General features: G+C 37.0%; 11 protein-coding genes and 1 CRISPR repeat array. Of the genes, 5 read left to right on the top strand and 6 right to left on the bottom strand.

The window, feature by feature from the left end; translation table 11 throughout:
* Positions 1 to 28 precede the first annotated feature (28 nt).
* The 4 genes from H6F47_RS01685 to H6F47_RS01670 form a co-directional block, all read right to left on the bottom strand.
* Entirely contained in the window at positions 29 to 274 is a 246-nt protein-coding gene (locus H6F47_RS01685) for a type II toxin-antitoxin system MqsA family antitoxin (protein WP_096571031.1), read from the bottom strand.
* Between the two features lie 148 nt (positions 275 to 422).
* Positions 423 to 572 (bottom strand): XRE family transcriptional regulator, encoded by a 150-nt coding sequence (locus H6F47_RS28335; RefSeq protein ID WP_199291022.1) that lies wholly within the window; start codon positions 570 to 572, stop codon positions 423 to 425.
* Between the two features lie 20 nt (positions 573 to 592).
* Positions 593 to 1,915, bottom strand: a complete 1,323-nt coding sequence (locus H6F47_RS01675) for a serine/threonine-protein kinase (protein WP_190647427.1) — start codon at positions 1,913 to 1,915, stop codon at positions 593 to 595.
* A 14-nt stretch (positions 1,916 to 1,929) separates the two neighbouring features.
* Complete coding sequence (locus H6F47_RS01670) at positions 1,930 to 2,133, bottom strand: hypothetical protein (RefSeq protein ID WP_190647425.1); 204 nt, start codon at positions 2,131 to 2,133, stop codon at positions 1,930 to 1,932.
* 113 nt (positions 2,134 to 2,246) lie between these two features.
* Here H6F47_RS01670 and H6F47_RS01665 point away from each other — a divergent pair, with 113 nt between their 5' ends.
* From H6F47_RS01665 to H6F47_RS01645, 5 genes are all read left to right on the top strand, one after another.
* Positions 2,247 to 3,494: an ATP-binding protein gene (locus tag H6F47_RS01665; protein ID WP_190647422.1), complete on the top strand. Its 1,248-nt coding sequence runs from the start codon at positions 2,247 to 2,249 to the stop codon at positions 3,492 to 3,494.
* A 21-nt stretch (positions 3,495 to 3,515) separates the two neighbouring features.
* Positions 3,516 to 4,031 carry a hypothetical protein gene (locus H6F47_RS01660; protein ID WP_137667628.1) on the top strand — a complete coding sequence of 172 codons (516 nt, stop codon included), beginning with the start codon at positions 3,516 to 3,518 and terminating at the stop codon, positions 4,029 to 4,031.
* Between the two features lie 129 nt (positions 4,032 to 4,160).
* Complete coding sequence (gene mutS, locus H6F47_RS01655) at positions 4,161 to 6,785, top strand: DNA mismatch repair protein MutS (RefSeq protein WP_190647435.1); 2,625 nt, start codon at positions 4,161 to 4,163, stop codon at positions 6,783 to 6,785.
* Between the two features lie 45 nt (positions 6,786 to 6,830).
* Positions 6,831 to 7,157: a DUF4258 domain-containing protein gene (locus H6F47_RS01650; protein ID WP_096571017.1), complete on the top strand. Its 327-nt coding sequence runs from the start codon at positions 6,831 to 6,833 to the stop codon at positions 7,155 to 7,157.
* Positions 7,147 to 7,374 (top strand): hypothetical protein, encoded by a 228-nt coding sequence (locus tag H6F47_RS01645; protein WP_096571015.1) that lies wholly within the window; start codon positions 7,147 to 7,149, stop codon positions 7,372 to 7,374. Before H6F47_RS01650 ends, H6F47_RS01645 begins: the two co-directional genes overlap by 11 nt.
* A 252-nt stretch (positions 7,375 to 7,626) precedes the next feature.
* On the opposite strand, the gene H6F47_RS01640 is transcribed toward H6F47_RS01645, so the two are convergent.
* Both H6F47_RS01640 and H6F47_RS01635 read right to left on the bottom strand, forming a co-directional pair.
* Positions 7,627 to 8,094, bottom strand: a complete 468-nt coding sequence (locus H6F47_RS01640) for a DUF29 domain-containing protein (RefSeq protein ID WP_190346879.1) — start codon at positions 8,092 to 8,094, stop codon at positions 7,627 to 7,629.
* Positions 8,095 to 8,690: 596 nt separating this feature from the next.
* The gene (locus H6F47_RS01635; protein ID WP_190647420.1) at positions 8,691 to 11,048 is read right to left on the bottom strand and encodes a putative PEP-binding protein; all 2,358 of its coding nucleotides are present in this window, start codon (positions 11,046 to 11,048) and stop codon (positions 8,691 to 8,693) included.
* 504 nt (positions 11,049 to 11,552) lie between these two features.
* Positions 11,553 to 12,338: direct repeats of the CRISPR family, unit length 36 nt; unit sequence GTCCCCACTCGCTGGGGATATTAATTGAATGGAAAC.
* Between the last annotated feature and the right edge of the window lie 305 nt (positions 12,339 to 12,643).

Genomic DNA, 12,643 nt, shown 5'->3' with positions numbered 1-12,643 from the left:
TTCCTAATTTACCTAATTATTTCACTTATCAAAAAACCTTAGTAGGAATAGATAAATATTCATCAGGTTGTTGATGATTTTGATAGATGTCAAAAAAATACTGTTCAATTTTCTTCAAAATTTTGGCATCATAATAAATCATGCCACAATCAAGACAAATTTGCACCGGAGTATTAGGAACTAATAAATATTGTCCTTGATGGCGATATAAATAATCAATTTGGCGTTGTTCATAATGGGGACTTCCGCAAAAGTTACATTTGATTTCACGCATTAGTTTATCCTCTAAGTTTCCGTTTGTTGATTTGTTACCATGATTTCTACATTTTGACCCAATTTTATTAAATAACTTAATAAATTTTCAATGGTAAATTCTTTGAGAATACCGTTACTTAAATTATTGACTTGTGCAAGTTATAAACCTAAAATTTGTCCAGCTTTGGTGTGATTTGTTGTTGTTTTAAAATATCGGCAATGACAGAAGCTAATTTAACTTTGGCTAGTTTTTCTTCTGCATTTGCAAAACCTAAATCTTGAAAGATATTGCCGGAACTGATGGTATAATTTAACATAATTTCTTTACTGCAATTTACTAACTGGAACGCCCTAATTGTTTTAATAAATCATTACGATTATTGATATAAAGTTCATCATCTGGTTGAATACTAATTGCCTTTTCATAACATTTTAGTGCTTCTTCGTACCTTCCTAGACACCATAAGGAATTAGCGCGGCCATTCCAAGCATTAGCATAGTCAGGTTGAATGGTAATAGCTTTTTTATAAGATGAAATTGCTTCTTGATATCTTTCTAAATTGTATAGGGAATTACCCCGGTTATACCAAGCTTTGTAGAAGTCAGTTTTAATAGCAATGGCTTGATCAAAAGATGAGATTGCTTCTTCATGTTTTTTTAACTTATTTAGGCAATAACCTCTGCAAAACCAGGCTTCATGTTTGTCATGTTGAATAGCAATTGCCTTATCAAAGGATGAAATTGCTTCTTCATACCTTTCTGGATCAAATAATTTAACTCCTTGTTTAAACCAATATTCACTGGACTGATTTTGTGTTAATGACTGTCTATTCTGTTGTTTAACAGTTGAAAAAACTTGATTTAATTCTTCTAATGCTTCCTTGGCAACTTTATAACGTTGTCGCCAATCATAACGCACCATTTTATTAATAAAATTCTCTAATTGATGACTAACTGAAACCAAATTAGTCCAAATGATTTCTCCTTCCTCATCTTCTGATAACGTATTAGGAGAAATTCCAGTTAATCCTTCAATGGTTGTCATTCCTAAAGCATAAATATCACTACTATATTTAGGCTTACCAAAACCCTGTTCTGGTGGCATATACCCATGAGTACCAACACCTACAGTTTTACTTGTTAACCCTGATTTCATGGCAATAGTAGTATTAATTTGTTTCACTACCCCAAAATCAATTAATACTAACTTCCCATCCTTACGTCTCATAATATTGGCAGGTTTAATATCCCGATGAATCACCTTATTTTCATGGACATAAACCAATATTTCTAAAACATCTCGCAAAAGTTGAATTACATCACCTTCACTCAAGTTTTTACCAGTTGTTATTTCTTGAGTTAAATCATATCCATCAATAAATTCTTGAATCAAATAAAAATTTTGACCTTCCTGAAAATAAGCATACAATTTAGGAATTTGATCGTGATTTTGTCCTAATTGATATAATATTTGTGCTTCCTGTTCAAATAATCTAATAATTTCTGGATCAATAACCGTAGGTTGTAACCGTTTAACGACACAAACCGGTTTAGGAGTAACAGGAATATCTAAATCTTCTGCAAGGTAAGTTTCCCCAAACCCACCTGCACCTAATTGTTTGATAATCTGGTAACGTTGACGGAGAATCTTACCAATCATAAGATGTTATCTTTCTAACCCTGTTTTTGTCTATAATAACCGATAATCTCTCTTTGTGTCTCTCTCTGCGCCTCTGCGTCTCTGCGTGAGAAAAAAAAATTAAACATCAACAACTTTAAGCGATCGCCTCCATTACCCCATAAAATCATCAACCATGTTTTTAAATAAGTATTATTATGTAATAATTTGCTATAACAAATAAAAATGTTATCAACCAAACATATACTTAAAGATTAGGAGTAACACCATAAACCAGAAACACTGACATAGAATAAAAACATTTGATTTATATTACAATGATTAAATCACTAAAATATATTTGTTGTTAATTATGCTGAAAAAACTGATTCTCGAAAATTGGAAAAGTTTCCGTTATGCTGAACTTCCCCTTGATCCTTTAACTGTACTTATTGGAACTAATGCAAGTGGTAAATCTAATGTGGTTGAAGCATTGGAATTTTTACAAAGAATAGCTAATGGTGAAAATGTTGAAACAGCTTTAGCAGGAGATAAAACACTTCCTGCTATTCGTGGTGGTGTTCAAGGTGCTGCAAGACATGGTGAAAAAGAGTTTAGTTTAAAGGTGTTAATTGGAAGTGAAGATGATGATTATTTATATAATTTGAAAATACAAACATTACCTGATTGTCAAATACTACAAGAAGATATTAAAAGTGATTTATATTATCACGAACAAGGGATTTACTTAAAAAAGTTTACTTTAAAGACAGGACACAACAATAGAAGTAATCTCAATAATACAGGTAATAGTTTTAGTTTGAGCGATTTATTTGAAAACAACATTCTATATAACACTACTGAAGGAGGTAACATGGTTTTTAGTAAAGATGTTAAAGATATATTCTTACCCGCAAAAAAGAAAGTTCAAGAGTTTGTAGTATCTAATTTAGAAAATATGTTAACTCTTAATCCAATTCCATCTACAATGCGTGACTATTCCCGACTTTCTGAAAACCTAGAAAGCGATGGTTCAAATATTGCTGGAGTATTAGCAGCATTACCAGACGATAAAAAATCAGAAGTTGAAAATACCCTATCTGAATATATTAAATATTTACCAGAAGGTGATATTAAAAAAGTATGGTCTGAACCAGTAGGAAGACTGAAAACAGATGCAATGCTGTACTGTCAAGAAGAATGGAAACCAGGAGAAATTACAGAAATTGATGCTAGAAGTATGTCAGATGGAACATTGCGATTTCTAGCAATACTCACAGCATTATTAACCCGTCCTGAAGGTAGTCAAATTGTCATTGAAGAAATAGATAATGGTTTACATCCTTCCCGTGCAGCATTATTAGTAAAAATATTAAAAGAAATTGGCAGTAAACGCAATATTGATATTTTACTAACCACCCATAACCCAGCTTTACTAGATGCTTTTGGTTCAGAAATAGTTCCTTTTGTAGTTGTTGCACATCGAGATTCAGAAACCGGAGAAAGTAAACTTACCTTATTAGAAGATATTGAAAACTTCCCTAAATTATTTGCTTCTTATTCCTTGGGACAAATGACAACAAAAGGCGCAATTGAACGCAGTCTTTCTCATGGTGTATAATTGGGGGATTAATTTAAAAAAATGAGAAAAGTTTTATTAATAGATACCTCTTTATTGTGCGTCTGGTTAAAAGTTCCAGGTAAAGAAACTGCGGGTAATAATAAATGGGATTTTGAACTTGTAAATGAGAAAATTCACACAGAAATTAAAAAAGGAACAACTTTGATACTTCCCTTAGCTACAGTTATTGAAACCGGAAATCACATTGCACAAGCGAAAACCGGCGATAAATGGACATCTGCGGAAAAATTTGCAGAAATTATGATTTTTGCTGCTGATGAAACAAGTCCTTGGGCTGCTTTTCGTGAACAAATTGTATTATGGGAAACAGAAGGATTGAAAAAGTTAGCTGCTACATTTCCCAACCAAGCTGTACAAAACACCTCTATGGGTGATGCCAGTATTGTCGTCTTAGGTTGGTATTATTATAGTGAAAAAGGGTTTCATGTAGAATTTCTCACTGATGATGATAAATTAAAATCTCAAGAACCACCACCACCAACCTCACCCACCCGTCGCAGTAGTCGCAAAAAATAATAATATCTCTCTTTGCGTCTCTCTCTGCGCCTCTGCGTCTCTGCGTGAGAAAAAAAATTAAAAAACCTTAAACAACCACCCCACATCACGCTATCATCAAGAATAGTGCCAAAAATCGCAGCATCTACCATGACCACACCAGAACCCCAATCACAAAACACACCTCTCAGCGATACAAAACTGGTAGAAGACCGCAGCAAGCTGAGTAAAATGTATCAGCACTACGTAGAAATGAAAGATAAATACCCCCATGCGTTGCTGCTGTATCGTGTTGGTGACTTCTTTGAAACCTTCTTTCAAGACGCTGTAACCGTTTCCAGAGAATTAGAATTAGTCCTCACCAGTAAACACGGGGGTGATGTGGGTCGGGTAGCTATGACTGGTGTACCTCATCACGCATGGGAACGCTACACAACCATGTTGGTAGAAAAAGGTTATGCTGTAGTTATTTGTGATCAAGTTGAAGACGCATCAGAAGCAGTAGGTTTAGTGAAACGGGAAGTTACCCGCATCCTCACACCGGGAACTTTGTTAGAAGAAGGAATGCTCAAAGCTAGTCGCAATAATTACTTAGCGGCTGTGGTAATTGCGGTGAATCATTGGGGTTTAGCTTATGCTGATATATCAACTGGGGAATTTCTCACTACTCAAGGCAGTGATTTAGAACACCTAACCCAAGAATTAATGAGGTTGCAACCTTCTGAAGTGCTTTTCCCCACCAATGCACCGAATTTAGGTACTTTACTACGTCCGGGGGAAACTTCCCCTTCCCTTCCTCAGTGTTTACCACCCACATTTTGTTATAGTTTGCGATCGCAACTTCCCTTTTCTCAAGCCGAAGCTAGAAGTAAAATATTGCAGAAATTCAAATTGCGATCGCTCGAAGGTATCGGTTGTGAACATCTTCCCCTTGCAGTCCGCGCTGCTGGTGGACTGTTGGAATATCTGGAAGATACCCAAAAACAAAACCCCGTATCTCTGCAATTATTACGCACCTATACCTTAACCGATTACCTCATCGTAGATCATCAAACCCGTCGCAACCTAGAAATTACCCAAACTGTCCGCGATGGCACATTTCACGGTTCTTTATTATGGGCTTTAAACCGAACCAGCACCGCTATGGGTAGTCGGGCGTTAAGAAGATGGTTGTTACAACCGCTACTTGATATCAAAGGTATTAAAGCTAGACAAGATAGTATTCAGGAATTAGTTGAGAATACACCTTTACGGCAAGATTTACGAACATTATTAAGGAAAATATACGATTTAGAAAGGTTAGCAGGTCGCGCAGGTTCAGGAAGGGCAAATGCACGGGATTTAGTCGCGTTAGCTGATTCTATCTCTCTTTTACCTGAATTAGCTAACATAGCAGCAGAAGGGCGATCGCCTTTTTTAAAAGCTTTGCAAAAAGTACCTCCCGTACTGGAAGAATTAGCAAAAAAAATACAATTGCACATCGTAGAATCACCACCTAATCATTTAAAGGAAGGCGGTTTAATTCGTCCTGGTATAAATCCCCTATTGGATGAAAGAAAAGCAACAGTAGAAGCAGATCAACAATGGATCGCAACGTTAGAAGTTGATGAAAGAGCGAGAACGAGTATTCCTAATTTAAAGGTCGGGTTTAATAAGACTTTTGGGTATTATATTAGTATTTCACGTTCTAAATCAGATCAAGTTCCTGAGAATTACATCCGTAAGCAAACGTTGACGAATGAGGAACGTTACATTACTCCTGAGTTGAAAGAGCGAGAAGCGCGGATATTAACGGCGCGAGATGACTTAAATCAGCTAGAATATGAGATTTTTGCCGCTTTACGGGATGAAGTGGCTGAACACGCGGATACTATTCGCAATATTTCCCGTGCGGTGGCTGCTGCTGATGTATTATGTGGGTTGGCGGAGTTAGCGGTACATCAGGGTTATTGTCGGCCGGAAATGGTGGAGGGACGGGAGGTTGAGGTTATTGATGGTCGTCATCCGGTGGTTGAACAATCTTTACCTTCTGGGTTTTTTGTTCCTAATTCTACTTGGTTAGGTGGGAAGAATTACGGAGGAATGAACCACGAAGGAACGAAGGAAGCGAAGGAAGAAGAGAAGAGAAGAGGGAAGGAAGGAAAGAAGGATACATCTTACCCTGATTTGGTGATTTTGACTGGTCCTAATGCTAGTGGTAAGAGTTGTTATTTACGGCAGGTGGGTTTAATTCAGTTAATGGCGCAAATTGGAAGTTTTGTACCTGCTATGTCGGCACGCTTGGGAGTTTGCGATCGCATTTTTACCCGTGTGGGTGCTGTTGATGATTTGGCTACTGGTCAGTCTACTTTTATGGTAGAAATGAATGAAACTGCTAATATTTTAAATCATGCAACTGCGAAATCTTTGGTTTTATTGGATGAAATTGGTCGGGGTACTGCAACTTTTGATGGTTTATCTATTGCTTGGGCTGTGGCAGAATATTTAGCAGTGGAGATTAAAGCTCGGACTATTTTCGCTACCCATTATCATGAGTTAAATGAGTTAGCGAGTATTATTAATAATGTGGCAAATTATCAAGTTACGGTGAAAGAATTACCTGATCAAATTATCTTTTTACATCAAGTGCAACCCGGTGGTGCTGATAAGTCTTATGGTATTGAAGCGGGAAGGTTAGCGGGTTTACCTGCGGTGGTTATCAAGCGTGCAAAACAGGTAATGGGACAAATTGAAAAACACAGTAAAATTGCTATGGGTTTACAAAATTTACAATAGTCAAACCTCTGGGATTGTTAAGTTCTTGAGCAAAGAGATAAAATAATGTCAGTTTCTCTTGAAGAAATACAAACGAAATTTTCTCAGGATCAATTCGAGTTTTCTAAACATGGAGTTGATCAGTCTATACTCAGAGGTATTGGAGTCAAGGAAATTAAAAAGGCAATTCAAAACGGAAAAATAATTGAAGATTATCCAAATGATAAGTATGGAGCTAGTTGTCTAATTCATGGTTTTACCCAAAATGGTCGCCCTATTCATGTACAATGTAGTTATCCGTCACGTTCATTGATTAAAATTATTACAGTGTACGAGCCTGACTCTCATCGCTGGAGTGATGATTTTACTAGGAGGAAAAGTAATGCAGAATAACAATTTTAACGAAAACTTTGTAGAGCAAAGAGTTACTTACTCATTAGAAAAAGATGGTCAATTTTTTATAGTCGAAAATGTACCAGCTAGAGTCAACATAGAAACTGGTGAGCAATTCTTTTCTCCTGAAACTGTTGAACAGTTACAGCAAATTATTTTGCAGAAAACTCAACCAGTTCGGTTTATGCAAATTCCAGTTTATAAATTTGCGGCGTAAAGTGTGGACAGGAATGATAAATCACCCTTTCAAAGTTGCTTTTTTAGAGACAACCCATAAAAACTTATGTGGGGCTTGCTGAAAAAAGGGTGTGCCGTGATGAATAGCAGGGTCTATGCTGATGTATGGTGAAATTTCCATAAATACCTTCTTGGTGTTTGCTGTTTCTCTATTTTGCCTTGAGATTTTGCCAAGCGATCGCTTGATAAATTCTCTTAGTGATATAACTTATAACTGGAGCATCTTCAAAAATTATCCTTCCCAGTCCTGACTGGTATCACACAAAAAATCATCAGCAATAATATCATCAAATAAATAAGGACAATTTTCGGGAAAAGTTCTTAACGGTAAATTAGTTTCCCGTAAAGCTAAATCAACTCCTGCTTCAAAACCATCTAACATAGCTTCTTCCATACGAGATTTTAAACTAGGGTTTTGTCGCAGATGTCGCAGAATAGCGCGACGTTGTTCTCTAATTGTTAAAAACCAACTGCGAGAACGGTTTTCCGGTTGATATTCCCATTTTAAGAGATGACCTAATAATACACCCAAACGACTTGCTAATTCTCGATATTCCTGCCTTCCCAAAGATTGAATTTCCTCTTGTAAATGTTGCCAGTCTAATTCTAAAACTAGCCTTTCTTCTAAAGCTTTAGCTTGTTGTTGTGTCCAACAATAGAAATCTTGATGATACAAAGAAGAAGATTGAGATTGATCCATATTCAGATAATTTGATCTTTATCTGCAATGATATTTTAATTAGGGGTTGCTGAGAAAGTATTTCCGTGAGGGCATAGGAGTCAGGAGTCAGGAGTCAGGAGTCAGGAGGAGATTGGAAAATTTCTTTGCCATCTCTTGAAATCCCAAAAAATGCACACTTTTTCCGGTATACCCTTCAAAACCCTTGCACTAATTTCTGTGTTTATCAGCCTCTAACCTTTGATATATCAAGGTTTTAGGTTTATTCAGCAAACCCTAATTATATAACTTATATATAACTTATCCCAAAATTTATCATTTTCCCATACAATTTTTAACAATCTTATCCACCTGCTATGACAGCATATTTATCAATTGATAATTGACAATTGATAATTGATAATTGTTTCATTTAAGGTTTAAAACCTCCCCTTACCAGCGGAAAAAAGCCAAAAATTCCACTTTTCAATCCTTTGGCTTTAAGGGAGAGTTAATTGTCAATTGTTCATTGTTAATTGTCCATTATTGAAATTCCTGTCTTCCTTTGCGCCTTTGCGTGAGATAAAAAAACTTAGTCCCATCACCCAACAATTGCTGTAATTTTCAATTTTCAATTTTCAATTCCCCAAAAGTTTCCGCGCTGCTGCTAAAATCAAACGTTGTTCAGCACGAGCGATCGCTTGATAAGTCCTTTCCACCGCTTCCGGTTCTACAGAAATAGAACTAATACCCCATTCCACCAATTTATCAATAATTTCTGGATATAAAGCAGGTGCTTGACCACAAATAGAACAAGGAATACCCCCATCTTTAGCCATTTTAATTAATTGAAAAATCGCACCCATCACCGCAGGATGACGTTCATCAAATATACTTGCTAATTCTCCTTTTTCTCGATCCACGCCTAAAATTAATTGTGTCAAATCATTAGTACCAATAGAAATACCCGCTACCCCAGCTTTAATATATTCAGGTAGTAAAAATAATATACTCGGAACTTCTGCCATGATCCATAATTGAAAATGGGGATTTTCAGTTAAACCAGCTTCTTCAACTTGACGACGACAAAATACAAATTCTTCCACAGTCCGCACAAAAGGCAACATCAAATGAATATTACTATAACCATTTTTTTGTAACCTTGCTAAAGCCTGTAATTCTAATTCAAAAACCGCCGAATTTTTCACATAACTCCAAGTACCATGTTCACCTAAAATTGAACTTGATGCAGAGTTTACACCATAATTAAACGAAGGAAAATCCTGTGATCGCCAATCTAAAGAACGATATAAAATAGGTCGTGGTGCAAAACCAATGGCAAATTTTTTAATCTCCTCAGATAAACTTTCTAATAATTCTCTTTGTCTACCATTTGAAAGCCAAACATGAGGATTTTGTCCCTGCAAAATATTCAAAATCATCAATTCTGAACGTAACAAACCTACCCCATCCACAGGTAAACCCCGTACTGTTTCAATCAAATTTACTTGACTAAGATTAACTAATAATTGGGTAGCAATCATCGGTAATATTTTAGTATTACTCAACCCATAATGAGGTTGATTTGAATGATGATCAAATTGTTCTTTTTTATTCTCGGTTAATGAAATTTTTTCTCCATCTTTCAAGATATTACCCTCTTTTAGACCACGATAAACTTCTCCCCTATCACCATCAAGCAAGAGACTTTCACCAGTTTGAATTAAATTAGTCGCATTTTTAGCACTGACTATAGCAGGAATACCCAACTCCCTAGCTAAAATTGCCCCATGACTGGTTAATCCTCCTCTTTCTGTAATAATACCACTAACCTGATGTAATAAAGGCAACCAATCAGGAGTAATAGCAGGAGCGATTAAAATTACTCCTTTGGGTATTTGTGAAGGTTTGGGTTGTGAACCAAGAATGACATACGCAGTAGCAGTTATCCGCCCCCTAGCCGCTCCTATTCCTTTGAGGAGCAAGTTAGGAATTAAAGACGGTGGAACATTAACTTGAGTAATGTAAAGTTTTGGGGTAGGAATATTAATTGTAATTGTCCATTTTATTGTTAATTTTGTCCCTATTTCACTAAATAATTGATTGCCTAAAATAATGATTTGTTGTAGCAATTCTTCTGGAAGTGCATACTTCTTTTGTTGTTCCTCACTGAGCAGATAGGAGAATAAACAATTATGATCTGTGATTAATCTAGATTGTAATTCTTCAGCAGTCACAGATATAGGATCATGTACAGAATAGGCGAGAATTTTATTTCCTAATTGTTGTTCTTGAATAACTTCGGTGTTTTCTTCAATGTAGTAAACATCTGGTAATACTTCACCCTTGTTAATAGCTATTCCTAATCCATAAGTTGCTTCTATTTCTGCTCCTGATGTATCAGCTTGGAATGAACCGGAGGCGATCGCATTTTCTACCGGTTGCACTAATACCGCAAAATTAATGTGTTGTAAATTAATGCCGACACTCTGCCAATATAGTAAACTTCTAGCACGAAACAACTGACTCCAAATTTGTTTTAAACCTTCAACTATAGCTTCCTCATTACAAACACAAAACACCGACTCCAGCAACCCAGAAATATTTCCCATCACCTGATTACCAGATGATATACTCAAACTCGGACGCAAAATTAAACATTTCCCTTCCCAGGTTTTAGCAGCTTGGAAAATCTCACTTACCCAATAATGTGGTACACTACCAGCAATTATTTCCTGACGCAAACGGCCAGCCACCTGTTGCAGTTGTTGCCAATTACTTACATCTAAATGTAGAGAAGAATAGGGTAAGTCCGCAACTAATGACTCTGAACTATTGAGAGTTTCTAGAAATTCTCGCCACACATCTGCGGAGACTACAAAACCAGGTACTACAGGATAGCCCCTTTGCATAATTTTACTCAAGTAAAACGCCTTATCCCCAACTTGGGCGCGGTCTTGTGGTTTAATGTTGTCTAAGCGGTAGAGTTTATCCACTCAAGTGTTAGGTGTCATTTGTGCAAGTTTTACGTATTATTTGTCAATTATCGACCTACTGTTTTTATGGTAAGATACAAACGCTACATTTTTGATTATTTCTTTAATACACTATTTCAAAGCAATAAATATAAATATCTTATATAAATAAATATTATTAAAAATTGAGTTTTTACAATTACATTACTAATTCAAGTAAGATATAATACGGTTTTTAGCTCAATAGGGGTTGCTGAATAAAACTAAAACCTTGATAAATCAAAGGTTTGAAGTAGTCAGTGAGGAACTCCTGGAACTTCTGACTCCTTGATTATTGTGTAGTTTTTCCGAAGGTCAGGTAAAATGGCTGAAATATTGATTTTTTCGTTGCGAACTTCGGTCGCTTACTGGGTAACGGTTTCAGGGATTTTTTACCGCTGTTGGTTAGTTGTTTCACCACTTTTTTTCCTGACCTTCGGAAACTGCCTCTGGACACTTTACTGGGTAAGGGTTTAAAATGGAGGGGTCCCCACTCGCTGGGGATATTAATTGAATGGAAACACCCTCTTGCGGGTGGGGTTGTCGGGCTAACGCGGGAATCGTGGTCCCCACTCGCTGGGGATATTAATTGAATGGAAACATGATTTAGAAAAAGAGGAAGCAGCAACAGAGAAATGGTCCCCACTCGCTGGGGATATTAATTGAATGGAAACATCGGATACTTGCGACGGGCTTACCTATCAAAAATTCGTCCCCACTCGCTGGGGATATTAATTGAATGGAAACAAGAATTAATACAGCCATTGTAAATTTGCTCCTTAGTCCCCACTCGCTGGGGATATTAATTGAATGGAAACAACTATGTAGCTGTCTCTAGGAGACCAGCAACCACTTGTCGTCCCCACTCGCTGGGGATATTAATTGAATGGAAACTTTTTTGTTGACTTTACAAGAGTTTCAAGCTTATTGTTCGTCCCCACTCGCTGGGGATATTAATTGAATGGAAACTGGATTCATTCCTGAGATGGTTTTGGAGCTAGATTCACGTCCCCACTCGCTGGGGATATTAATTGAATGGAAACCATAAGCGAACAGCTTAATCACTTTTGTAGAGGGAAGTGTCCCCACTCGCTGGGGATATTAATTGAATGGAAACTTTGTAGGAGTAAGACCTGATTAGGTTTCTTGCCTCCTCTTCCTGACAGTCCCCACTCGCTGGGGATATTAATTGAATGGAAACGGGTACGTTTTGCACTTTTCCTCCCTTCGCGTTGTGTCCCCACTCGCTGGGGATATTAATTGAATGGAAACTTTCTGTTAGTGGAAGGCTTTAGGTCTACCCTACAAGAGTACGCGGTTATCGCAAGATAGCTGTGCGCTGACTTCTTACTGCCAAGGCGGTTTGAAGTTGCCCTTGTCTCAAGGGGCTCTGGTAGGTCCCCACTCGCTGGGGATATTAATTGAATGGAAACTTTTTGATGGTCTGTTTGTATGGGGCGCTCAGTAGTCCCCACTCGCTGGGGATATTAATTGAATGGAAACGCAGCACTGTATTGGTACAATCCATCAATAATTATTTCGTCCCCACTCGCTGGGGATATTAATTGAATGGAAAC

The organism is Sphaerospermopsis sp. FACHB-1094, from assembly GCF_014696195.1.
GTDB classification, from domain to species: Bacteria; Cyanobacteriota; Cyanobacteriia; order Cyanobacteriales; family Nostocaceae; genus Sphaerospermopsis; species Sphaerospermopsis kisseleviana.
The sequence above is the reverse complement of the archived record's forward strand: the minus strand, read 5'-3'. Positions and strand labels throughout refer to the sequence as shown.